Origin of the sequence: Stenotrophomonas mori, assembly GCF_023556335.1 — a bacterium.
Taxonomy (GTDB): Bacteria; Pseudomonadota; Gammaproteobacteria; order Xanthomonadales; family Xanthomonadaceae; genus Stenotrophomonas; species Stenotrophomonas mori.
The window spans coordinates 227,254-250,896 of the sequence record NZ_JAIKTS010000004.1 but is presented as its reverse complement, the minus strand read 5'-3'; the positions used below and the strand labels follow the sequence as shown (position 1 = coordinate 250,896).

19 protein-coding genes are annotated in these 23,643 nt (G+C 71.8%); 8 read left to right on the top strand and 11 right to left on the bottom strand.

Annotated elements, in window-relative coordinates; all coding sequences use genetic code 11:
* Positions 1 to 115: 115 nt before the first annotated feature.
* Positions 116 to 2,311: a primosomal protein N' gene (locus K5L01_RS12485; RefSeq protein WP_250064826.1), complete on the bottom strand. Its 2,196-nt coding sequence runs from the start codon at positions 2,309 to 2,311 to the stop codon at positions 116 to 118.
* Positions 2,312 to 2,788: 477 nt separating this feature from the next.
* Here K5L01_RS12485 and K5L01_RS12480 point away from each other — a divergent pair, with 477 nt between their 5' ends.
* The 5 genes from K5L01_RS12480 (at position 2,789) to K5L01_RS12460 (ending at position 8,744) form a co-directional block, all read left to right on the top strand.
* Positions 2,789 to 3,796, top strand: coding sequence for a hypothetical protein (locus K5L01_RS12480; RefSeq protein WP_250064825.1), 1,008 nt, complete (start codon positions 2,789 to 2,791; stop codon positions 3,794 to 3,796).
* Positions 3,783 to 4,352, top strand: coding sequence for a DUF3106 domain-containing protein (locus tag K5L01_RS12475; protein ID WP_250064824.1), 570 nt, complete (start codon positions 3,783 to 3,785; stop codon positions 4,350 to 4,352). The genes K5L01_RS12480 and K5L01_RS12475 overlap by 14 nt, the downstream gene beginning before the upstream one ends.
* A 135-nt stretch (positions 4,353 to 4,487) precedes the next feature.
* Entirely contained in the window at positions 4,488 to 5,858 is a 1,371-nt protein-coding gene (locus K5L01_RS12470; protein ID WP_250064823.1) for an MATE family efflux transporter, read from the top strand.
* Between the two features lie 64 nt (positions 5,859 to 5,922).
* A complete protein-coding gene (gene sppA / locus K5L01_RS12465) occupies positions 5,923 to 7,830 on the top strand; it encodes a signal peptide peptidase SppA (RefSeq protein ID WP_250064822.1) in 1,908 nt (635 codons plus the stop codon).
* A gap of 140 nt (positions 7,831 to 7,970) precedes the next feature.
* Positions 7,971 to 8,744: an SDR family oxidoreductase gene (locus tag K5L01_RS12460; protein WP_250064821.1), complete on the top strand. Its 774-nt coding sequence runs from the start codon at positions 7,971 to 7,973 to the stop codon at positions 8,742 to 8,744.
* A gap of 262 nt (positions 8,745 to 9,006) precedes the next feature.
* Here K5L01_RS12460 and K5L01_RS12455 read toward each other — a convergent pair whose 3' ends face one another.
* The 7 genes from K5L01_RS12455 to K5L01_RS12425 all read right to left on the bottom strand — a co-directional run bounded on the left by K5L01_RS12455 (position 9,007) and on the right by K5L01_RS12425 (position 17,254).
* Entirely contained in the window at positions 9,007 to 9,687 is a 681-nt protein-coding gene (locus tag K5L01_RS12455) for a DUF4124 domain-containing protein (RefSeq protein WP_250064820.1), read from the bottom strand.
* 64 nt (positions 9,688 to 9,751) lie between these two features.
* A complete protein-coding gene (gene tsaC, locus K5L01_RS12450) occupies positions 9,752 to 10,321 on the bottom strand; it encodes an L-threonylcarbamoyladenylate synthase type 1 TsaC (RefSeq protein ID WP_250064819.1) in 570 nt (189 codons plus the stop codon).
* A gap of 132 nt (positions 10,322 to 10,453) precedes the next feature.
* On the bottom strand, positions 10,454 to 12,958 hold the full coding sequence (locus K5L01_RS12445; protein WP_250064818.1) for a DNA topoisomerase I: 2,505 nt from the start codon (positions 12,956 to 12,958) through the stop codon (positions 10,454 to 10,456).
* A gap of 184 nt (positions 12,959 to 13,142) precedes the next feature.
* Positions 13,143 to 14,063, bottom strand: a complete 921-nt coding sequence (locus tag K5L01_RS12440; RefSeq protein ID WP_250064817.1) for an RDD family protein — start codon at positions 14,061 to 14,063, stop codon at positions 13,143 to 13,145.
* A 302-nt stretch (positions 14,064 to 14,365) separates the two neighbouring features.
* The gene (locus K5L01_RS12435; RefSeq protein WP_250064816.1) at positions 14,366 to 14,839 is read right to left on the bottom strand and encodes a DUF494 family protein; all 474 of its coding nucleotides are present in this window, start codon (positions 14,837 to 14,839) and stop codon (positions 14,366 to 14,368) included.
* A 44-nt stretch (positions 14,840 to 14,883) separates the two neighbouring features.
* Positions 14,884 to 16,029, bottom strand: a complete 1,146-nt coding sequence (dprA, locus tag K5L01_RS12430) for a DNA-processing protein DprA (RefSeq protein WP_250064990.1) — start codon at positions 16,027 to 16,029, stop codon at positions 14,884 to 14,886.
* A gap of 88 nt (positions 16,030 to 16,117) precedes the next feature.
* The gene (locus tag K5L01_RS12425) at positions 16,118 to 17,254 is read right to left on the bottom strand and encodes a LysM peptidoglycan-binding domain-containing protein (protein ID WP_250064815.1); all 1,137 of its coding nucleotides are present in this window, start codon (positions 17,252 to 17,254) and stop codon (positions 16,118 to 16,120) included.
* A gap of 130 nt (positions 17,255 to 17,384) precedes the next feature.
* Here K5L01_RS12425 and def point away from each other — a divergent pair, with 130 nt between their 5' ends.
* The 3 genes from def to rsmB all read left to right on the top strand — a co-directional run bounded on the left by def (position 17,385) and on the right by rsmB (position 20,262).
* Positions 17,385 to 17,900, top strand: a complete 516-nt coding sequence (gene def / locus K5L01_RS12420; protein WP_250064814.1) for a peptide deformylase — start codon at positions 17,385 to 17,387, stop codon at positions 17,898 to 17,900.
* A gap of 94 nt (positions 17,901 to 17,994) precedes the next feature.
* Positions 17,995 to 18,918, top strand: a complete 924-nt coding sequence (gene fmt / locus K5L01_RS12415; protein ID WP_250064813.1) for a methionyl-tRNA formyltransferase — start codon at positions 17,995 to 17,997, stop codon at positions 18,916 to 18,918.
* A gap of 3 nt (positions 18,919 to 18,921) precedes the next feature.
* Positions 18,922 to 20,262: a 16S rRNA (cytosine(967)-C(5))-methyltransferase RsmB gene (gene rsmB / locus K5L01_RS12410; RefSeq protein WP_250064812.1), complete on the top strand. Its 1,341-nt coding sequence runs from the start codon at positions 18,922 to 18,924 to the stop codon at positions 20,260 to 20,262.
* A 63-nt stretch (positions 20,263 to 20,325) separates the two neighbouring features.
* Here the strand turns inward: rsmB and K5L01_RS12405 are convergent, their stop codons facing one another.
* Genes K5L01_RS12405 through K5L01_RS12395 form a run of 3 tightly spaced genes read right to left on the bottom strand, consistent with a single transcriptional unit; the run spans position 20,326 to position 23,495 of the window.
* Positions 20,326 to 21,447, bottom strand: a complete 1,122-nt coding sequence (locus tag K5L01_RS12405) for a glycosyltransferase family 4 protein (protein WP_250064811.1) — start codon at positions 21,445 to 21,447, stop codon at positions 20,326 to 20,328.
* Positions 21,448 to 21,462: 15 nt separating this feature from the next.
* Positions 21,463 to 22,302, bottom strand: a complete 840-nt coding sequence (locus K5L01_RS12400) for a glycosyltransferase family 2 protein (RefSeq protein ID WP_250064810.1) — start codon at positions 22,300 to 22,302, stop codon at positions 21,463 to 21,465.
* The gene (locus K5L01_RS12395; protein WP_250064809.1) at positions 22,299 to 23,495 is read right to left on the bottom strand and encodes an O-antigen ligase family protein; all 1,197 of its coding nucleotides are present in this window, start codon (positions 23,493 to 23,495) and stop codon (positions 22,299 to 22,301) included. Before K5L01_RS12395 ends, K5L01_RS12400 begins: the two co-directional genes overlap by 4 nt.
* Positions 23,496 to 23,643 lie beyond the last annotated feature (148 nt).

The following is a 23,643-nucleotide window of genomic DNA, read 5'->3' as shown; positions in this document are numbered from 1 at the left end:
GCCCGGCGAGCAGCCGGGCACTAGTGCGCGGATGGGCGGGGGCGTCGCGGCGTCCCCGCCGCCGTGCGGGTGCGGTCCCCGGTGGCGTGCCGGTGGGGCGGGCGTTCCGGCGGACTCAGTACAGGTCGACCGGATCCACGTCCAGCGACCAGCGCACGCGGCGGGCCTGCGGCAACGGATAGACCTGCGGCAGCAGGGCGTCGAGCAGACCGTGCAGGGCCCGCCGCTGGGGAGCGGAGAGCAGCAGCTGGGTGCGCTGGAAACCGGCCCGGCGCGGCATCGGTGCCGGCATCGGACCGTAGTGCTCCACCGCGGTGGTGGCGGGGATCGCCTGCCGCACCGCGGCCAGGAACGCGTTGGCGTGTTCGACCTGCTTGGCCTCCGCGCGCAGCAGCGCCAGGTGCGCGAAGGGGGGAAACCCGGCGCTCTCCCGTTGCGCCAGTTCGGCGTCGGCGAAGGCGTGGTAGCCGCCGTTGACCAGGGTGTGCAGCAGGGCGTTGTCGGGATGGTGGGTCTGCAGCCAGACCTCTCCGGGGCGGTCGGCGCGGCCGGCGCGGCCGGCGACCTGGATCAGCTGCTGGGCCAGTTTCTCGCTGGCGCGGAAGTCGGCCGAGAACAGGCCTTCGTCGATGCCCACCACTACCACCAGGGTCAGCCGCGGCAGGTCGTGGCCCTTGGCCAGGATCTGGGTGCCGACCAGGATGCCCGGGGCCTCGCCCAGGGTCGCCAGGGTCTGCGCCAGCGCGTCGCGGCGCGCGGTGGTGCCACGGTCGATGCGCAGTACCGGGTGCTCGGGGAACAGCTGCAGCAGCCGTTCCTCCAGCCGCTCGGTGCCGATGCCCTGCGGCTGCAGCGCCAGGCTGCCGCAGTCCGGGCAGGCCAGCGGCACCGGGGCGCGGGCGCCGCAGTGGTGGCATTGCAGGCGGCGGCCACCCGCGTGCACGGTCATCGGCGTGGCATGCAGCGGCGTGCTGCAGCGGGTGCAGGGCGCGGTCCAGCCGCAGTCGTGGCACAGCAGTACCGGCGCATAGCCCCGCCGGTTCTTGAACACCAGCACCTGGTTGCCGGCCTGCAGGTGCTGGGCGATGCCGGCCAGCACGTCCGGCGACAGGCCGTCCTGCAGGGGGCGCTTGCGCACGTCGAACACCCGCACCGCCGGTGGCCGGGCATCGCCCGCGCGCTGCTGCAGGCGCAGGTGCGTGTAGCGGCCTGCACGGGCGTTGTGCAGCGATTCCAGCGAGGGCGTGGCACTGCCCAGTACCACCGGCACCCCCAGCGCCTTGCCGCGTACCAGGGCGAAGTCGCGGGCGTGGTAGCGGATGCCGTCCTGCTGCTTGTAGCTGCCGTCGTGCTCCTCGTCGACGATCAGCAGCCCGGCCTGCGGCAACGGCGTGAACACCGCCGAACGGGTGCCGACGACCACCCGCGCCTCGCCACGCGCCGCGGCGGCCCAGACCCGCGCGCGTTCGCCGTCGTTGAGGCCGGAGTGCAGCGCCTGCACCGGAATGCCGAGCCGGGCGCGGAAGCGCGCCAGCATCTGCGGGGTGAGGCCGATCTCGGGTACCAGCACCAGCGCCTGGCGGCCCTGCGCGAGGCAGTGGGCGATGGCCTGCAGGTAGACCTCGGTCTTGCCGCTGCCGGTGACGCCGTCCAGCAGGAAGGGCTGGAAGCCGTCGGCGCCGGTGAGCGCATCGATGGCCGTCTGCTGCTGCGGGTTCGGTACGGGTCCGGCGAGCGGGTGCGCGGGCACGGCGCCCGCGGCGATGGCCACCCGCTGCACGAAGCCGCGCTTGAGCAGGGCGCGGCAGGCCTCGCGCCAGCCGTCCAGGTGCGAGGGCAGCAGGGTCTCGGCCACCGCACCGGTGGCGAGCAGCTCGGCCAGGCGTTGGGGCCGGGTGCCCGCGCGCAGGCGGTCCCGGCCCAGGTGGCCGGCCTCGGTCAGCGTCCAGGCCCAGTCCTGGGTCTCGGGCAGCGGCTCGCCCCGGCGCAGCGGCGCCGGCAGCGCGGTGGCCAGCACCTCGCCCAGCGGGGCGTGCGCGTACCGCGCCAGCCAGCGCAGCGAGGCCAGCAGTTCGCCGCCGAGCAGCGGCTGCCCGTCGCACCATTCCAGCGCCGCCCGCAGCGTGGCGGGAGCGTCCGTGGCGCCGGTGCCCTCGACCACGCCGACCAGTTCGCGGTTGCCGAACGGCACCCGGATCCGGCGTCCGACGTCGTCCGCGGTGGCCGCGGGCCGGCCGGCCGGCGGCAGGTAGTCGAAGGTCTGGGGCAGCGGCACCGGCAGGGCGACGCGCAGGGTGGGGCAGAAGGGCATGTGCGGCAGTGTAGTGGGGCGACCACGTCGGCGCTGGCCGTGTCCGCCGCGGTACCGGGCCGGGCCGGCCGCCGTTGCCGGCGGGGCCGTGCGTGTTGTGCCGGAAAGCATAAATGGTGCGTAAACACCGGCCGTTGCTGGAGATTTGGGTTTATCCACATTTGCTGTGGATAAGTCTGTGCATCAGCGAGGTGCTCCACGCGTCCAGGGCGGTGGTTGAAGCCTTTGCCTCAACTTGGTCAAAAAATAGCCACAAGCGCAAATTCTTTCAAATCAACAACTTGGCCGTGAAACAAAAGCGAAACGCGGGGCTGTGGGCAAAAATGCGGGCAAATGCGATCCACCTATTGACGCTGTGCACAAGTTGCGGCAGGGCCAGCCCGAACCGCCGTGAAGGGCGTGTGCACGCCGGCCGTACGGCGTCTGCGCAGGCCGGGACGCGCTGGGTATCATGCCGGCGATGAAGGAGTACACCTGATGGCGGCTACCGCCACTTCCGTGACGGGCGCCGGCGGTGCCCTGTCCGCGTTCCTGAAGGGCATCGAGCGCCGCGCCCTGGTGGTCGCGGCGCTGCAGGCCGGTGACGAGGAGGGCGGCGACCGCGCCGTGGCGGCCGCGATGCAGGCGTTCGCCGGCCCGGCCGCGGCCCTGCCCATGGCCGACTGGCCGACGCGTTTCTGGACGCTGCTGTGTGCCGCACCGGGCCTGTACACCGCCGGCGACGCCGGCCGGTGGCCGCCGGAGCTGGCGCATCTGCCCACGCTGGCGCCGGCCGAGCGGTTGGCATTGCTGCTGCGCATCGGGGCCGGGCTGGACGAAACCGTGGCGGCGGCGGTGCTGGGCATCGAGACGGAGGCCTACCGCGTGGCCCTTGGTGGCGCCTGTCCGCTGGATGCGCAGGGGCAGCCGGATGCGGCGGCCTGGCGGGCGCTGGCCGAACAGGTGCAGGTCCAGGTGCGGCAGGTGCCGCCCGAACGCCTGGAGCGTCTGGAGCGCCTGCGGGGATCGCTGGCGGCGGACGCGCGGCCTTCCGCCGCGGCGCCGGCCGCGCCGCATGCCGGTGCGTGGGCCGTCCGCCGCCGGCGGTCGTCGCGCCCGGCCGACGGCAGGCGGCGATGGATCTGGCTGTGGGGCGCATTGGTACTGCTCACGCTGGCGGCCGGGCTCTGGGGCTGGCGGTACCAGGGCCGGGACGTCCTCCCGGCGCCGCGGCCGCCGGCGGACGGCGCGGTCGCGGACAATGGCCCGGTGCGGGTCGAGGCGTTGCCGGGCGACGCCGGCGCGCCCGCGCCCGGTGCCGGCGACCGCCTGGCGGTCGCCGATGCGGCGATGATCGCCGATCCCGAGCTGGGGCTGGCGCAGGACGCCGATTTCTACGCCTGGCAGGCCGCCGGCGGACCGATGCCGGTGGACGAATCGCAGGTCCGGCCCGGCCGCGTCGAGCCGGCGGGAGTGGCCCTGGAGACGGTCGATGACGAGGATTGAGCCGCGCCTGCTGCTGTTGGTGCTGTTGCCGGCATTGACGCAGGCCGCGCCGGCGACCGGGCTTCCGGGTGCCGGCGAGCGCGCCATCCCGGTGCCCGAGGCCCTGGATCCACAGCAGCGCTGGGCGGCATTGCCGCCGGCGCGCCAGCAGGATCTGCGTGCGCGCTACGCGGCCTGGCGGGCCCTGCCGGAGAGCGAGCGGCAGCGGGTGCGCCGGGCGGCGGCCGCGGTGGCGGCGCTGCCGGGCGCGGAACGCGACGCTCTGCACGCCCGCTTCCTGGACCTGGACCGGCTGTACCGCGACGGTTGGCGGCTTGGCCCGAAGCTGGGCGCGGTGTACCCCCAACTGCAGCCGCTGCTGGGCTACCTGCCCGATACGCAGCGCGCGCCGATGCTGGCCCTGCTGCACCAGCTCGATGCCGAGCACCTGCGGTTGCTGGCGGTGCTGTCGCAGCGTACGCCGCCGCAGGAGCGGGCGCGGCTGCGCGAGCAGCTGCTGGCCGTCGCCGCCGCCGACCGCGGAGCCTGGCTGCGGCGGCGGGTCGAGGGGCGGTAGCCGGGCCGCCTCGCGGCGGTCGCCGTGACAGGCACCGTTCACTCCTCTTCGCCCCCGCCTGCCTTTACAATAGGCCGCTTCCACGACCCGGCAACAGCGCGTCCCGCGCCGGCCGCAGTCCGTGTCTTTTCCCGTATGACCACCCTTACCGCCACGCCGCGCTTCCACCAGGAAGTGCGCGCCACGGGGTCGCTCGCGTTGCCATTGGTCCTGGGCCATGTCTCGACCGGCCTGATCGCATTCGTCGACAACACCATCGCCGGCCACCACGGCACCGCCACCTTCGCCGCGGTCAGCATCGGCACGGCCCTGCTGTGGCTGCCGATGCTGGTGCCGATCGGCACGCTGATCTCGCTCACCGCCTCGGTGTCGCAGCTGCACGGCGCCGGGCGCGAGCGCGAGATCGGTCCCCTGTTCCGCCAGGCACTGTGGCTGGGCGTGGGCCTGAGCACGCTGATGTTCCTGTTCCTCAGCGTGGTCCCGGGCTTCCTTCCGGCGTTCGGCATCGCGCCGGAGATCGTGCCGGGCGCCACCGACTTCCTGCACGCCATCCGCTGGGGCGTGCCCGCGCTGACGCTGTACTTCTGCATGCGCTACCTGAGCGAGGGCATGCACTGGACGCTGCCGACCATGGTGCTCGGCTTCGGCGGCCTGCTGGTGCTGGGTCCGCTGGGGTATGTGCTGTGCAACGGCCGGCTGGGCTTCCCGGAGCTGGGCGCGCGCGGCCTGGGCATCGCGTCGTCGGTGACGATGTGGGTGCAGGCGCTGGGGTTCGCGGCCTACCTGTGGAAGACCCGCCGGTTCGCCCACCTGCAGCTGTTCGGACGCTTCGAGCCGCCGCGCTGGCGGGCGATCTGGGACCTGCTGCGCACCGGCCTGCCGATCGGCATCACCGTGCTGATGGAAGGCGGGCTGTTCATCATCACCGCGCTGCTGATCGGGCGCATCGGCGCGGTCGAGGCCAGCGCGCACCAGATCGCGATCAACGTCGCCCAGCTGTGCTTCATGATCCCGATGGGCGTGGCCGAAGCCACCACCGTGCGGGTCGGCCACGCCGTGGGCGGCGGCGACCCGGCGGGGGTGCGCCGCGCCACCTGGGCCGGCTACGCCATCGTGATGGTCACGCAGCTGCTGTCGATCACCGTGCTGCTGCTCGGGCACAGCGCGGTGGTCCGCCTGTACACCGACGACCTGGCGGTGGCGGCGCTGGCCTCCGCGCTGCTGCTGTATGCGGCGGCCTTCCAGCTGCCCGACGGCATCCAGGTGCTGTCCGCCGGCGCGCTGCGCGGGCTCAAGGACACCCGGGTGCCGATGTTCATCGCCATGTTCGCGTACTGGGGCGTGGGCATGCCGCTCGGCAGCGGCCTGGGCCTGGGCCTGGGCTGGGGGCCGCAGGGCATGTGGGTCGGCCTGATCATGGGCCTGTCCGTGGCGGCGGTGTTGATGGGCTGGCGCCTGCGGGTCAGCAGCCGGCGGTTGTTCCAGCCCGCGGACCCCGTGACGTGAAGCGCATGCCGATTGCCCCAGCTATGGGTATCCTGCGTTGCAACAAGCCTCTTCTGGAGCGTCCATGAACCCGCCACCGATTCCTCCCCGCAACCCCATCGCCCGCTTCTTCGTCGGGCTGTGGGACGTGATGAACTTCACCCGGCGGTTGATCCTCAACCTGATGTTCTTCGGCCTGCTGTTCCTGGTGCTGATCGTGTTCATGGTGGCCATGGGCAAGGGCGCGTCGTCGGCCAAGGTGCTGCACGACCGCACCACGCTGGTGATCGCGCCGGAAGGACGGCTGGTGGAGCAGTACAGCATCGATCCGGTCAGCCGCGCGCTGGCGCGCCTGGTCGGTGAGAGCAACGCCGAGGAAATCCAGCTGCGCGACCTGGTGCGCGCCATCGATGCGGCGCGCACGGACAAGAAGATCGAGCGGGTGGTGCTGCACCTGGACAAGCTGCAGCCGTCCGGCTTCGCCTCGATGCGCGAGGTGGCCGCGGCGCTGCAGGAGCTGCGCGCCTCGGGCAAGCAGCTGGTGGCCTACAGCGAGAACATGAGCCAGTCGCAGTACCTGCTGGCGGCGCAGGCCGACGAGATCTACCTGGACCCGATGGGCAGCGTGCTGCTGGAGGGTCTGGGCCGCTACCGGCAGTATTTCCGCGCCGGCCTGCAGGACAAGCTGGGCGTGGACGTGCACCTGTTCAAGGTGGGCGAGTACAAGTCCGCCGCCGAACCCTACGTGCTCGACGCGGCGTCGGCGGAGGCCAAGGAAGCCGACCTGTTCTGGATGAACGATGTCTGGCAGCGCTACCTGGGCGATATCGCCGGGGCGCGCAAGCTGGATGCCGCGCAACTGGCGGCGGGCATCGACACCCTGCCCGAGGGCATCGCCGCGGCCGGCGGCGACCTGGCGCGCTTCGCGCTGCAGCAGAAGCTGGTGGACGGCCTGAAGACCCGCGAGGAAGTGGAGGCGCTGCTCACCGAGCGCGGGGTCGCCGACAGCGATGCCGACGGCGGTTTCCGCCAGGTCGCGCTGGGCGACTACCTGGCCCAGATCGACGCGCGGCGTTCGCCGATCGACAAGCGTCCGCAGGTCGCGGTGGTGGTGGCCGAGGGCGAGATCGCCGGCGGCGACCTGCCGGCGGGCCGCGTTGGCGGCATCTCGACCTCGGCGCTGTTGCGCGAGGCCCGCGAGGACGACGACGTCAAGGCGGTGGTGCTGCGGGTGGACTCGCCCGGTGGCGAAGTGTTCGCGTCCGAGCAGATCCGCCGCGAGGTGGAGGCGCTCAAGGCCGCGGGCAAGCCGGTGGTGGTGTCGATGGGCGACCTGGCCGCCTCCGGCGGCTACTGGATCAGCATGAACGCCGACCGCATCTACGCCGACGAATCGACCATCACCGGCTCGATCGGCATCTTCGGCATGATCCCCAACCTGGCACGCAGCTTGGACAAGATCGGCGTGCATACCGACGGCGTGGGCACCACCCGCTTCGCCGGGGCGTTCGACGTGACCCGGCCGATGGACCCGGCGGTGGGGCGGGTGATCCAGTCGGTGATCGACAAGGGCTACGCCGACTTCACCGGCAAGGTGGCGCAGGCCCGCGACCGCAGCGTGGAAGCGGTCGACGAGGTCGCCCGCGGCCGCGTGTGGAGCGGTGCGCAGGCCAAGGAGCGCGGGCTGGTGGACGCATTCGGCGGACTCAAGGCCGCCGTGGCCGATGCCGCCGAGCGTGCACGGCTGGGGGCCCCGGACGCCTACCGCGTGCGCTACATCGAGAAGGGCGCCACCCCGTTCGCGCAGTTCATGAGCGGCTTTGCCGGCAGCCGCGCAGGCGCCTGGGCGTTGTCCGACTCGGGCCTGGCGCGGATGATGCTGGCGCGCACGATGCCGGAGCTGGATACGCAGCTGCGCTTCGTCGAGGACGCGGTGAAGGACCGCGACGGCGCGCCGGTGAAGACCCTGGCCTATTGTTTCTGCGGGCTGTAGGCCGGCACCACCGCAGGCCTGTCGGCAGCGCCGCCTCCGGGCGGCGTTGCCGTTTCTGGGGAGCGGACGCCGCCGTTCGCCGCCGGTGGAAGCAGGGCGGCCTCCTGACCGCGGCGGCGCGCGGCGGTATCCTTTGGCGCATGACCATGAACCGCTGGCGGCTGGACGGACAGACCGCATTGATCACCGGCGCCAGTGCCGGCATCGGCCTGGCGATCGCGCGCGAGCTGCTCGGCTTCGGCGCCGACCTGCTGCTGGTGGCGCGCGACGGCGACGCCCTCGCTCAGGTGCGCGACGAACTGGCCGACGAACACCCCGACCGCCGGATCCACGGGCTGTCGGCCGATGTCGCCGACGACGAGGACCGCCACGCGATCCTGGACTGGGTCGAGGACCACGGGGGGCTGAACCTGCTGGTCAACAACGCCGGCGGCAACGTCACCCGGCCGGCCAACGACTACAGCGAGGACGAGTGGCGCGGGATCTTCGAGACCAACCTGTTCTCGGCGTTCGAGCTGTCGCGCTATGCGCACCCGCTGCTGACCCGGCATGCCTCGTCGGCCATCGTCAACGTCGGCAGCGTCTCCGGCATCACCCATGTGCGCAGCGGAGTGGTCTACGGCATGACCAAGGCCGGGCTGCAGCAGATGACCCGCAACCTCGCCTGCGAATGGGCGGAGGACGGCATCCGCGTGAACTCGGTGGCGCCGTGGTACATCCGCACCCGCCGCACCTCCGGGCCGCTGTCCGATCCCGACTACTACGACGAGGTGGTCGCGCGTACGCCGATGCGCCGCATCGGCGAGCCGGAGGAGGTCGCCGCCGCGGTCGGTTTCCTGTGCCTGCCGGCGTCGAGCTACGTCACCGGCGAGTGCATCGCGGTGGACGGCGGGTTCCTGCGCTACGGTTTCTGAGCGCCGTCGGCCCTCCGCCGGCACGGGTGCGCCGCGCCGTCCGGGCGACGGGGGTGCCGCCCCGGCGATGGATCCGGGACTGGCCGCTACGGGTACCGTGGTGGGCGTCCCGGTGCCCGTGCGGCACAGGGTCGTGGGCGCGGTGTCCGGCGCGGCCGGGCATGCATACAGCCTGTCGGCTCGCGGCCCATCGCGGAGGGCCGCCGCTGCGGGCGTCAGTCCCTGCGCCGCGGCGGTGCCGTCGGGCGGGAGGGGCGGCGCGTCAATGACCTCCGCAGTCGCGGTCCAGACGCGCTTCGATGCCGCGCTGCTCCCGGGTCAGGGCCTGGCGTTCGCTCTGCAGGGCGCTGTGGTAGCGGCGTACCAGCGTCCAACGGTGGTCGCGCAGCCGGGCACAGGCTTCCTGCGCCGGCAGCGGGTGGCAGCTGTCGCGGACCCAGGTGCCGCCGGCCAGGGCCGGCAGCGGCCGGGTCGGGCCCGTGCCACCCTGGACGGCGATGCCGCCCGAGCCGCCCCCGAAGTGGCCTGACACGCTGGCCCGGGCATGGCGCGGGAGGGGGCCATGCCCGGTGACCCACAGTGGCACCCAGCGCGGTCGACCGAGGCCGTCGTCGCTGGTATAGCGCTCGCCGTCGGGCGCAAGGCACTCGTACAGCGGTTGCGGTGGCTGCACGGTGACGATGCGCACCTCGCGCTCGATCGGTTGTGGTTGGGGAGGCGTGCTCGGGGCGGGCGCCGGACGCGGCGGCGGCTGTGGGCGCGGCAGGTCGCGCACCTGCTGCCGCAGGCCGCCATCGCACGGGGCATCCTGCAACGCCACGGTGCCGTCGGCCGCCACGCAGCGGTACACGCGCACGCTGTCGGCGGGGGGCGGTCCCGCGGCCGGCACCGACGGAGACGCCAGGGTCAGAAGGGTGGCCAGCAGGAGCAGGTCGGCGCGCATGGCGCCATGGTGCCGCATGCGGCGTGCGGTGCAAGGGCGCGCGGCGTGGGCCGGCACGCGCGCTTCAGTCGCGCAGGACCTGCCCGTTGGCGGCGATGCGGATGCGGGTGGGCTGGGCCTGGCCGCCGGTGGCGCCGTCGAGCAGGCCGTCCAGGTGCGCGAGCAGGGCCGGATCGAGCTGGTCGCGCGTGCGTGCAGGGGGCTGGCCGGCAAGGTTGGCGCTGGTCGAGACCAGTGGCCCGCCCCAGGCCCGGCACAGGGCGCATACCTGGGGGTGGGCACTGACCCGGACCGCGATGCCGTCGTGGGCGCCGGTGATCCAGCGCGGCGCGCGCGGTCCGGCGGGAACGACCCAGGTATGCGCGCCGGGCCAGCTCTGCAGCACCGCGGCCCGGCGCTCGGCCGTCAGCGCGTCCAGGCGTACCCAGCCGTCCAGCTGGGCCACCTCGGCGGCGACCAGGATCAGGCCTTTCCCGACCGGGCGCTGCTTGAGCGCCAGCAGCCGCATCACCGCGGCTTCGTTGCCGGGATCGCAGCCCAGGCCCCACACGGCTTCGGTCGGGTAGGCGATGACGCCGCCCTCGCGCAGCGGCGGGAGGAGCGTGGCGGGATCGCGGTCGGGCAGGGTCGGCATCGTCATCGGTCGGTGGGCTGTGGGGCCCGCCGGGCCGGGGTGGCGGCGGGCGTGGCATGCAGGCTGTCCAGAGACCGCCTGGTGCGGGAGTGCCGGGCAGCCCCTTGCCGGGACGGCAAGGGGGTCGCGCACTCAGAACGGCGGTGCGTCGTCGTCGGCGGTATTCTTCACGGCCTTCTTGACGACGGTCTTCTTGACCGCTTTCTTGACCGCCTTCTTGGCGGTGGTCTTCTTGGTCGCGGCCTTCTTGGCCGGCGCTTTCTTCGCCGCGGCCTTCTTCGGCGCCGCGTCCTTCTTCACCGCGGTTTTCTTGGCCGCGGTCTTCTTGGCGCCAAAGCCCTTGCGTGCCGGCTTGCCGGTCTCGGCCATCAGCTGCTCGACCTCGGCCAGGGTCAGCGAAGCGGGCTCGCGGTCCTTGGGGATCTTGCCGTTGAGCTTGCCGTCGCTGATGTAGGGGCCGAAGCGGCCGTTCAGGACCTGGATCTCCGAGCCCTCGAAGGCCTTGATGATGCGGTTGCGCGCGATCTCTTCCTTTTCCTCGATCAGGAAGAGCGCCCGCGGCAGGTCGATCTTGTAGGGATCGTCCTCCTTCTTCAGCGAGGCATAGGTGCTGCCGCGCTTGGCGAACGGGCCGAAGCGGCCGATGCCCACGCTCACGTCCTCGCCGTTGGCGTCGACGCCGAGCTTGCGCGGCATGTCGAACAGTTTCAGGGCCTCGTCCAGCGAGATCGAATAGATGCTCTGGCCCGGCTGCAGCGAGGCGAACTTGGGCTTCTCCTCGTCCTCCACGGTGCCGATCTGCACCATCGGTCCGAAACGGCCGATACGCGCGCTGACGTCCTTGCCGCTCTTCGGGTCGGTACCCAGTACCCGTGCGCTGCCGGCGTCGGTGCGATCCAGCGATTCGCTCTTGTCGCTCACCAGCTCCTTGAACGGGCCCCAGAAGCGCTCCATCAACGGCACCCACTCCTCCTCGCCGCGCGACACCGCGTCCAGCTCGTCCTCGAGCTTGGCGGTGAAGTCGTAATCGACGTAGCGGGTGAAGTGGCTGGACAGGAACTTGCTGACCGCACGGCCGACGTCGGTGGGGCGGAAGCTGCGGCCCTCCATTTCGGTGTACTTGCGGAACAGCAGGGTCTGGATGATCGAGGCGTAGGTCGACGGACGGCCGATGCCGTACTCCTCGAGCGCCTTCACCAGGGCCGCTTCGGTGTAGCGCGGCGGCGGCTGGGTGAAGTGCTGTTCGGCAGCGACCCGCTCCATCGGCACGTTGTCACCGGGCTTCATCGCCGGGAGCTTGCGGCCTTCGTCCTCGTCCTCGGCGTTGCGGTTGTCCTTGCCTTCCTCGTAGACGGCCAGGAAGCCGGACACCACGACGGTGGTGCCGCTGGCGCGGAACAGGTGCTCGCTGCCGGCGGCGAGGTCGACGCTGACCGTGTTGAGCGTGGCCGGGATCATCTGGCAGGCCACCGCGCGCTTCCAGATCAGCTCGTAGAGCCGGCGCTCGTCGTCGGACAGGAACCGGGCCACCTGGGCCGGGGTGCGCAGCGCCGAGGTCGGGCGTACCGCCTCGTGCGCTTCCTGCGCGTTCTTGCTCTTGGTGGTGTAGGTGTTGGGCTTGTCGGGCAGCGAGGCGGTGCCGAAATCGCGGGCGATCACGTCGCGGATCTCGTCCAGCGCATCCTGCGACAGGTTCACCGAGTCGGTACGCATGTAGGAGATCAGGCCGACGGTGCCCTCATCGCCGATCGCCACGCCCTCGTACAGCTTCTGCGCCACCTGCATGGTCTTGCGGGTGGTGAAGCCGAGCTTGCGCGAGGCCTCCTGCTGCAGGGTGGAGGTGGTGAACGGAGGCGCGGGGCGCCGCTTGCGTTCCTTGCTGGCGACGTCGGTGACGTGCAGGCGCCCCTGGGCGGCCTGCTGGATGCGCAGCCGGGCGGCCTCGGCGGTGTCGCCGTCGGTGATCGTGAACTGCTCGAACTTCTGCCCGTCCAGCTTGATGAGCTTGGCCGAGAAGTGCTGGGTCGGATGCGCGCAGTCGGCCTGGATCGACCAGTACTCGCGGGCCTTGAACGCCTCGATCTCCTCTTCGCGCTCGACGATCATGCGCAGCGCCGGGCTCTGCACGCGGCCGGCGGACAGGCCGCGCTGCACCTTGCGCCACAGGACCGGCGAGAGGTTGAAGCCGACCAGGTAGTCCAGCGCACGGCGGGCCTGCTGGGCATCGACCAGGTCGCCGGCGATGGCGCGCGGCTGGGCCATCGCCTCCTTGATCGCGCGCGGGGTGATCTCGGTGAAGACCACGCGCTGCATGGGCTTGCCCTCCAGCAGCCCGCGCTCCTTCAGGATCTCGGCGATGTGCCAGCTGATCGCCTCGCCCTCGCGGTCCGGGTCGGTCGCCAGGAAGATGTCGTCGGCGCTCTTGGCGGCCTTGGCGATGGCCTCGACGTGCTTTTCGTTCTTCTCGATCAGGTCGTAGCGCATGGCGAAGCCCTGCTCGGGATCGACCGCGCCTTCCTTGGGAACCAGGTCGCGCACATGCCCATACGAGGCCAGGACGGTGAAGTCCTTGCCGAGGTATTTGTTGATCGTCTTGGCCTTGGCGGGCGATTCGACGATGAGCAGGTGCTTGGGCATGTCAGTGGGTTCTTGCGGGGGAGGGGGCCCCGGTGGGGGCGCTAGGGTGGCGCAAACGCGCCCGATAGTGAAGCGGAGGCGGCCGCAGCGGATATGCCGACGCCCGGGCAGGGCCCGGGCGTTCAGCTTTCCGCGTCAAGAGAAATCATGGCCGGCCGCGGTTGTCAAGCGGCGGCCATGCATTTCAGTTGAGGCTGGCGGCCGCGATGCCGATGATCGCCAGCACGGCGATGATGCCCACGACCAGCAGCAGGCCGAAGATCGACAGGATCACGATGGTCACCGTGCCCAGGCCCCGCTGCTGCCATTCCGGATGGTCGGTGAACGCCCATTTGTCCACCACCAGGGTGTCGCAGATCATGTCGTGTAGGCCCTGCTTGCGCTCGGTGAAGGCGGCCATCAGGTAACCGATGCACAGGATCAGGCCGCTGAGCATGGCCGCGAAATAGCGGCCGATGCCGCGCGCGAGGCTGATCCGCTCGCCGTTGCTGCGCACCACCTTGATGCCCACGGCCATCTTGCCCAGGGTGGCCTTGCCGGCGGACGCATGGAAGCCGGCGTAATAGGCGGCTGAAAGCGCGATGGACACCAGGTTGACCAGCAGCTGGATGAAGATGAACCCGGCCCCCATGGCCTCGCTGTTCCTGCCCATGCCGGCCATGCCGATACCCAGCACCATGCCCAGCACCATGGCGATGACACCGCCGACCATGCCCACGACCAGGCTGTCGATGCAGTAGGCCGCCACCCGCTTCCAGAACCCGGCATGGACGATCTCGCCGCCACCGACCACGTTGTCGGCCAGGGCCGCGGTGGCCGGCGCGCTGTAGGGCGACTGCGCTTCGGCGCGTGCGGCGGCCTGTGCGCTGGCGCTGCCGTTCTCGATGGCCTCGTAGTCGGCGCGCAGGTCGATGCCGGTGTCGGCCTGTACCAGCAGCTGCAGCTCGTCGGCGACCGTCGACAGCGCCTGCCATTGCGGCATGCCCTCGCGCCATACCAGTGTGGACAGGTCCAGCTCGCCGCTGCGGAATCTGTCGCGCAGGGTGCCGGCGTCCACCGGCCCCTGCCGTTCGCGCTGGGCATCGGCGTAATACCACTCACTCATCTTGGTTCCCCGTAAGGTTCTGTTCGTCCGGATTCAGCCGTCGCAACCGGCTGGCAGATAGCTGTACGCCGCCTGGAACGGCGGGTTCCCGGCGGCGGCCCGCCTATCGTAGTCGAGCCGGCGTGCCTGTCGTGTGCCGATTTCCGCCGATCGCCGGAAATCCGTGCGCCGCCGGGAAGGTGGAGACGGGTATGCCGATATGCCGAGGAGCACACCGGGAGTAGAGGCCGCTGCCTGGGCGGTGGCCGTCCGCGCAGGAGGCAAGGTGCGGGTGGTCCGCCAGGCGATGGCCGCCGCGGACCTCAGTGCAGGGGTTCGGGCTCGTCGATGAACATCTGCGTTTCCATCCAAGCATAGGCCGCCTCGGCCCCGGGCTGGTTGAACAGCACCATCAGCACGACCCACTTGAGGTCGTCCAGGTCCAGTTCGTCCTGGTCCAGGGCCATCGCCCGGTCCAGCACCAGCTCGCGCTGGTCGGCGTCGAGGATGCCGTGCTGCTCGAGGAACAGCAGGAAGCCGCGTCCTTCCGTGTCCAGCTTGTCCAGCTCCGGTCCGTGGAACACGCGCACCGGGCCATCCACGCGGGCCTGGCCGACGGCCGGCCGCTGCTCGGCCAGGGCGTCCAGCCAGTCGAAGGCCTTGTTGATTTCCGAGGGACTGAAACCGGCCTGGATCAGGCCGTTCTGCAGCGAATCGCGGTCCCTTGCGAGCTCGGCATCCTCGCTGAAATAGTGTTCGAACAGATACAGCAGGACATCCAGAATGCTCTCTTTCATTGCCTCGGCCTGCGCCTTGCGGGCGCTGTGGAGGTGAAGGAACCTCAGGTTCGGGCATAGCGGCCGTGGGCCGACGCTACCGTTCCCTGCAGTTCCATGACCAGCAGCATGGAGGACAGCCTGCTGGCCGTCAATCCGGTGCGTTCGGTCAAGGTGTCCATACCGGTAGGGTCGTAGCCGAGCGCATTCCACAAGCGCTGGTGATCCGGATCCGGCAGGGTGGGGGCCGGGCAGGGGCTGCGCGGCGCCTCAGGGATGGGGGCCAGCAGCCGGTTTTGCAAGGCGCCGGCCAGTTCGCCGGCCAGGTTGGCCACGCCCTCCAGGACGTCGGCCGGTTGTGTCACCAGGGTGGCGCCGTCGCGGATCAGCCGGTGGCAGCCGCGGGCCATGGGGTTGTGGAGGGAGCCGGGGACCGCGAACACCTCGCGTCCGGCCTCCGCGGCCAGGCGCGCGGTGATCAGCGCGCCGGAGCGTTCGCCGGCCTCGATCACCACCGTTCCCAGGCACAGGGCGGCCAGCAGCCGGTTGCGGGCCGGGAACTGGCCGCTGCGCGGCGGCGTGCCGGGGGGATACTCGCTGACCACCGCGCCGGCGGCCGCGACGGCCTGTTGCAGGGAGGCATGGCGCCGCGGATAGGCCTGGTCGGGGCCGGTGCCGATGACGGCGAAGGTGGTGCAGCCCGCGTCCAGGGCGGCGCGGTGGACGGCCGCGTCCACGCCGGCAGCCAGGCCGCTGGCGACGCACAGCCCGCTGGCCGCGAGTCCGCGGGCGAAGGCGTAGGCGGTATCGCGGCCGCCGCTGCTGGGCGTGCGGCAGCCGACCACGGCGATGGCCGGCTGCCAGAGGCAGGCGGGGTCCCCGTCGACGAACAGTGCCAAGGGGGGATTCGGGCTGCTGCGCAGCGCTGCCGGGTAATCGGCCGCCTGCCAGCCGAGCAGGTGGTGGCCGGGCTGCTCGAGCCAGTGGCGGATGTGCCGCAGCGGGGAGCCCCCCACCGGCGCCGCCAATGCCTGGGCCTGGCGGGAGGCGATGCCGGCGGCGCGCCAGGCCTCGGCACCGGCCGCCAGCGCGGCGCATGCACTGCCGGCCCGGTCGAGCAGGGTGCGCAGCGGTCGTACCGGCCCGCCGGCAAGGAGCAGGGCGAGCAGGGCATCGGTCTCCTGCTGGGGCGTGCCGGCGGCGGCGGGCAATGTGGACACGCCGCCAGGATGGGCCACAGACGACGACGGCGCCCTCGGGCGCCGTCCTGCGGTGATGTCGGGGTCTGCCGCGCGGTGCCTACTGCGCGTCCGGGTGCTTGAGCTCGTAGCCGACCCGTGCCGGCTTGGTGCCTTCCATCACCAGCGCATAGCTGACCTTGTCGAAGGTGCGGAACACCATCGCGTGGGCGGCATACTCGTCGGGCAGCGCCACCCGTCCGGCGCCCGGCTTCAGGACGTCGTCCAGCCGCGAGGTGTCCATGCCGGTCACGCGGTCGTTGACGTGGCGCCCGCTGCGCCAGACGGAGAACACGGTGCCGTTGTCGATGCCGTCGCGGGCGCCGCCGGAGATGGCGATGACGTCGCGCGGGCCGCCGGAGGTGAAGGTGTCGGCGACCGCCAGCACGCGCAGCCGCCCGGCCTCGGCGGTGGCCGCCGGCGGGTGTGGAATGAACTGCAGGTCGTAGGGCTGGGCCTGCACCGGCACCAGCCGGTCGCCGGCGCGGACTTCGCGGCCGCTGTCCTCGAGCAGCAGGGTCGCGGTCTCGTCGCGGCCGCCGCCGAGGCGGGTCACGGTGCCGACGTTGACCTGGGCCAGTTCATGGCCGAGCAGTCCCAGCCGCTCGCTGCCGGCGACGTAGTTCTTCCAGAGGTTGCCGGACAGCGGCGTGGGGTTGCCGCGGGCGTCCAGGTCGCGGCTGGGCTGGGGCTTGCCATAGCGCACGGTCGGGCGCAGCACGGCGTAGCGCTGCCCGGCCTGGGCGTCCTGCAGCCCGCGCACGTAGGCCATCTGCCCGGCGCTGGCCAGCAGGTGGCTGTCTTCCAGGCCGACCACGTAGGGAAGGTGCTTGAACTCCTCCACCACGGTCAGGTTCTTCAGGAACGGTTCAACCTCGGACAGCGGGATCGCGTTGATCGGCGCTTCGCTGCGGGCGCCCGGCTGGACCTGCGCCTGCGGCGTCACCCGGTCCAGGTAGGCCAGGCTCAGCACGTCGCCCGGATAGATCAGGTGCGGGTTGTCCACCTGGGGGTTGGCCTGCCAGATCTCCGGCCAAAGCCACGGCTTCTCCAGGAAACGGGCGGCAATGCCCCAGAGCGTGTCACCCTTGCGCACCACATAGGTGTCCGGATGGGTGGCGGTTGTTTCCACCGCCACGGCATAGGCCGTCACGGTCAGCAACGCAACGGCGGCGACCGTACGTAATTGTTTCAGCATGGCTGCGATCTGCCTGATTCCCCAACAGGTCCGCGCACTATAGTGCAGAACGCGGGGCGCCGGGCAAGCGCAGGCGTTAGAATTGCGACATCCTGCCGGATTGCGCGGCGTCTTTTCCATCGGTGCACTCATGGCCACCCTGCCCATTCTCGAATTTCCCGACCCGCGGCTGCGGACCAAGGCCGCCACCATCGATGCCGCGGAAGTGACCACGGCGGACTTCCAGCAGCTGCTCGACGACATGTTCCAGACCATGTACGAGGCGCCGGGCATCGGCCTGGCCGCCACCCAGGTGGATGTCCACAAGCGTTTCATGGTCATCGATGTCAGCGAGGAGCACGACACGCCGCAGGTGTTCATCAACCCGCAGATCGTCAGCGCCAGCGAGGGCGGCCGCGTCTACCAGGAAGGCTGCCTGTCGGTACCGGGCATCTATGCCGACGTGACCCGTGCCGACAGCATCGTGGTGCGCTTCCTCGACCGCCAGGGCGCGGCGCAGGAGCTTGCCGCCGATGGCCTGCTGGCCACCTGCATCCAGCACGAGATGGACCATCTGGACGGCAAGCTGTTCATCGACTACCTCTCGCCGCTCAAGCGCGAGATGGTGCGCAAGAAGCTGGCCAAGCAGCGCAAGCACGTCGCCTGAGCCGGCCCCGCGCCGGTTGCCGCGCGGGGTGGGGTCGCAGCAGCCTACGGCGCCGGTTCCCGGCGCCGTCGTTCTTTCCGGGAGTTGGATCACCATGAGAATCGTTTTCGCCGGTACGCCGGAGTTCGCCGTCGCCGCGCTGGGGGCCGCCGCGCGCCACCACGAGGTGGTGGCCGTCTACACCCAGCCGGACCGGCCGGCCGGCCGCGGCCGTGGGCTGATGCCATCGCCGGTCAAGCGCGACGCCATCGTCCGCGGGCTTCCGGTGCTGCAGCCGGACACCCTGCGCACCCCCGAGGCGCAGCAGCAGCTGCGCGCGCTGCAGCCGGACCTGATGGTCGTGGTCGCCTACGGCCTGATCCTGCCCCAGGCGGTGCTGGAGATCCCGACCCATGGCTGCTGGAACGTGCACGCGTCGTTGCTGCCGCGCTGGCGCGGTGCGGCGCCCATCCAGCGCGCGATCGAGGCCGGCGACGAAGAGACCGGCGTCTGCCTGATGCAGATGGAGGCCGGGCTGGATACCGGGCCGGTCCTGCTGAGCCAGCGCACCGGGATCGCCGCGACCGACACCGGCGGGCAGCTGCACGACCGGCTGGCACAGATGGGTGCGCAGGTCCTGGCCGACGGCCTCGGACTGCTGCGCGCGGGACTCAAGCCGGTCGCGCAGGCGCAGCCGGACACCGGTGCCACCTACGCGCACAAGCTGGACAAGGCCGAGGCCCGGCTGGACTGGAGCCAGGCCGCGCCGGTGCTGGCGCGCCGCGTACGCGCATTCAACCCCTGGCCGGTGGCCGAGGCCCTGCTGGCCGGTGAGCGGGTACGCATCCACGGGGCGGTGGCGATCGAGGACGACCGCGGCCGCGTGCCGGGGACGGTGATCGCCGCCTCCCGTGACGGCATCGACATCGCCTGCGGCCAGGGCGCCCTGCGCCTGCGCGTGGTGCAGCGCGAGGGCGGCAAGGCGATCACCGCCGCCGATTATCTCAACGCCCGCCGCGACCTGCCGGTGGAGGGCTGAGCGATGGCGACAGCGCAATCCGGAGGGCGCGCGGAGGCGGTCCCGGCCGCGCCCGGCGTGCAGACACGGGCGCTGGCCGCGCGGGTGCTGGCCGGAGTGGTCGGACGCGGACGCTCGCTGCGCACGGAGCTGGCGACGGCCTTGCCCCGGCTTGCCGACGGCCGCGATCGCGCCCTGCTCGAGGCGATCTGCTTCGCCGCGCTGCGCCGCTGCACGGCGTACGAACGCGCGCTCGGACAGTGGCTGCAGAAGCCGCTGGGACCGCGCGACGGTGAGCTGAAGGGGCTGTTGCTGGCCGGCTTCGCGCAGCTGGATGCGCTGGCGATGCCGCCGCATGCGGCGCTGTCGGCCACGGTGGACGCGGCGCGAGCGCTGGGCCGCGAGCGCCAGGCCGGGCTGGTCAATGCGGTCCTGCGGCGGGCCCAGCGCGAGGGATTTCCGGCGGTGCAGCCCGCGGAGGCCTGGCCGGCGTGGCTGCAGGCGCGGGTCCGCCACGACTGGCCGGCACAGGCCGAGGCGGTGTTCGCCGCGAGCCTGCAACCGGCGCCCTTGTGGCTGCGGGTCAACCGCCGGCAGTACCGCCGCGAGGCCTATCTGGAGCTGCTGGCCGGATCGGGCATCGAGGCGTTGGCCACACCGCTGGCGGCCGATGCGGTGCGGCTGCCGGTACCGGTGCCGGTCGCCAGCCTTCCGGGTTTCGCGCAGGGCGCGGTCTCGGTGCAGGACCTGTCCGCGCAGCAGGTGGCCGACGCCCTGGCGCCCGCCGCCGGCGCCCGGGTGCTGGATGCCTGCGCGGCGCCCGGCGGCAAGGCCGCGCACCTGCTGGAGCGCGATCCGTCGTTGCGGCTGCTGGCGCTGGACGTGGATCCGCGGCGCCTGCAGCGCATCCGGGAAACCTTCGAGCGCACCGGCGTGGGCGCCACCGCACAGGTGCGCGCGGCGGACGCCGCCGAGCCCGCGGCATGGTGGGACGGGGAGCCGTTCGATGCGGTGCTGCTGGACGCGCCGTGTTCGGCGACCGGCATCATCCGCCGCCAGCCCGACGTGCTCCTGCACCGCCGCGCCGGCGACCTGGAGGCGTTGACCACCCTGCAGGCGCGGCTGCTCGACGCGCTGTGGGGCGTGCTGCGCCCCGGCGGTGTGCTGCTGTATGCGACCTGCTCGATCCTCCGCTGCGAAAATGGCGGCCAGATCGCCGCGTTCCTTGCCCGTACCGCGGACGCGCAGCTGCAGCCGCTGCCGGCGGCGCTCGGCCATGCCGATGCGGGGGGACGGCAGCGGCTGCCGGGCGAGGATGGCGGCGACGGTTTCTTCCAGGCACGGCTGCTCAAGAGCGGCGGTTGATCCGCATTGCATGCGGCGCGCGGGCCTCCTACCGGCCCGCCGCGTACCCGCCGCGCATGGCGCTCAGCGGGTGACCAGCAGGCCGCGATAGATCGCTTCGGTGGCGTCGACGAAACGTTCCAGTCCGAATTCGGCCAGTGCATGCGCCCGCGCGGCCTCGCCCATGCGCGGCAGCCGCCCGGGGTCGCGCAGCATCGTACGCAGGGCCGCGGCCATCGCCTGGTGGCCGTGTACCGGCACCACCCAGCCGTCCTCGCCTGCGCGGATGTTCTCCGGCAGCCCGGCGTAGTCGCTGACCATCACCGGCTTGCCCATCGCCATCATTTCGCGGCAGGCGAACGAGATGGTCTCCACGTCGTGCGAGAGCACGAAGCCGGCATCCAGGGTGGCGATCAGCGGACGGACATCGCGCAGCAGGCCGGGGAAGTGGACAGGTGCGGCGAGCCCGGCGGCCGCGACCGCGGCCCGTTGCGCCGGGGTCGGCGGCGCGCCGGCGACGACGATGTGGAGGCGCTGCTGTTCCGCGGGCGCGAGCAGGCCGACCGCGGCGATGAGGTCGGTCCAGCCCTTGTAGTCCGCGGTGCCGGCGTTGCTGCCGATCACCAGGACATCATCGGCGATGCCCAGCCGCCGCCGCTCGGCAGCGGCTGCTTCCGGCGGCCAGGGCCGGAAGTGCGCGGTGTCCACGCCGTTGTAGACCGTCTGCGGATGGCAGACGCGGTAGGGGGTGGCCTGCAGCTGGCGGCGCACGTACTCGCAGACCGCGATGACCTTGTCGGTATGCCGGCGCGCGCGCAGCACATGCTGCAGCCCGCGCATCGGCTTGGTGTTGTGCTTGGTCAGCACCACGCGCGGCCGCGGCGTGACGCCGCGCAGCGCCGACAGGGTGATGCGGTGGTCGGCCGAGCCGTTGACATGGACGATGTCGAACCGGTGCGCCCGCAGGTAGGCACGCAGCTGGCGGATCGCCTGCCGTCGCTGGCCGAGCCGGTGCAGGCCGTTGGGGAACGGCTGTGCCAGGGCCTGCACGTGGGGCAGCGCGCCGGCCTCGATGAGCAGCGTGCTGCCGGCGGGCGCGGCCACGTGCACTTCGTGCCGGGTGCCCAGCGCGCGCGCCAGCTCGCGGGTGTAGGTGGTATGTCCACCCCCGCTGCCGCTGTGGAAGTTGGTGAAGAGCACTTTCATCGGGGATGGCCGCGTTCAGTCGATCCGCTGACCGGTCGATGCCGCCGGGTGGGTATCGATGCCGTGCCGGCAGCGGGTGATCTTCTGGGTACGGGTGGCGTGCAGCAGGCGGTTGTTCGGCAGGTCCATGTCGTCCACGTCCTCGGGCGCGCGGGAGTTATGCCACAGGTGGACGGCCAGGCCGGCCCACTTGAGGGCGCGCCGGCGCAGGCCGGCGTTCTCCAGCCGCGCGACCAGCTCACGGTCCTCGGCGCCGTAGCCTTCCATGCGCTCGTCGAAGCCGTTGGCGCGCAGCAGGTCCTCACGCCAGAAGCTCATGTTGCAGCTCATCACCCGGCCGCCGTTGCGGGCGCGGGCCTTCCAGCGCGCCAGCAGCGGCTGGCGGAAGGCGTACAGCCGCCGGCTGCCGTCGAACGCGTCGAACTCGGCATCCATCCAGGGAGCGAACACCGGCCGGCCGCCATCGAGCAGGCGCCGGGATTCGGCGACGCTGGCCTTCAGGCGCCCGCCCTGCAGGAAGTGGCCGGGGGCGGCGAAGGCGGCGTGGTCGGCGACGAAATCGCGATGCAGGAGCATGTCGCCGTCGATCAGGATCACATAGTCGCCCTGGCTGGCGGCAATGCCGAGATTGCGGCAGCGTGCGGCGCGGAACCCCTGGTCGTCCTGCCATACATGCCTGACCGGTACCGGCAGGTCGCGCTGCCAGCGCGCGACCACGTCGGTGGTGGCCTGGCCGGACCCGTCGTCGGCGATCAGTACTTCCTCCGGCATGCGGCGCTGGGTGGCGATGCTCTGCAGTACACGGTCCAGCGCGTCGGGCCAGTTGTAAGTGAGGATCACCAGGGAGATTTTCATGCGGGAGCGGGGAATCGGGGTCCGGGACGGGGAAGTGACAGGCTCAGGGCGAGCGGCAGCCAGAGGAACAGCCAGCCCGGCCGTGGGCTGTCGATGAGGTGCGGCAGGTCGAACTGCACCAGCACCGTGGCGAACAGCCACAGGCCCAGCACCACGCGGCCGACGGCGAGGTCGCGATGGCGCCAGGCGCGCACGCCCAGGCCGAGCCAGATGGCCGACCACAGCACGACGCCGGGAATGCCCAGTTCAACCGCAAGCTGGGTGAAGAGATTGTGAGTGTGGACCTGGTAGTAGCCATTCCCGCCCACCACGGGCAGGGCGAATTCCGCGCCCAGGCCCATGCCGAGCCAGGGATGGGCATGGACCAGCTCCATGGCGCGGGCGAACAGCTGCGGGCGCAGCGACAGCCCGCGCTGGCTGAGCTCGGGGTAGGCCGCCATGGTCAGGCCGACGGCGACCACGCACAGCCACAGCAGGCGCTGCACCGCGCGTTCCCGCTGGCGGATGACCAGCATCACGAACAGGCTGACGGCCACGGCGAGCATCGCGCTGCGCGAAAAGGTGAGTACCAGGGCTACGGCCATGGCGGTCATCGCCAGCCATTTGAGCGTGCGCTGGTTGGCGTTCTGGAAGCGCCACGGCCACAGCCACAGGATGCCGGCGCCCATGGCCGCGCCGAACAGGTTGGCGTTGGCCATCACCCCGAAGCCGATCAGGCGGTTGTCGGCGGTGGGCCGGATGGCGAACTGCGCCATCGCCGCGATCGCGGCCAGGGTCAGGACCCCGGCGCCGGCCACCAGCAGCCGGCGCTGCCGGGCCAGGTCGTCGCCCACGCCCTGGGTGCAGGCGAACAGGAACAGCAGCACGGTCAGCAGGCGCAGGAATTCATCGTGCGGGCGATGGGAGTTGCTCCAGGCCACGCTCAGTGCGGCCCATGCGAACAGCAGCAGCAGCAGGGGCATGAGCGGCCGGCACGCGAACGCCCGCAGGCGCGCGGGGCAGGCGAGCGCCGCGATCAGCGCCGGCAGGTAGAGCAGCAGGGCGACCACCGCCTGGAACGGCTTGCCGGGATTGAACGAAGGGCCGGCCGGCAGGAAGCACATGCCGGCGACCAGGACGACCAGGCCCACGAACAGCAGGTTGCGCCAGGGCAGCGCGAGGGTCTTGGAGGCGGCCGGGAAGGGGGGAGACAAGAGCGGCGTATCGATGTCTGGCGTCATGTAGAGGCGGGTGGGCGGTCCGGCGTCGTGGTCCGGCGCGCATCGCGTGCCGGCCGTACCGGGCGCAGCCGTCGTTCGAAATGGGTGGCCGTGGCAGCGCTGAGCGTACGGGAAGCCGCAC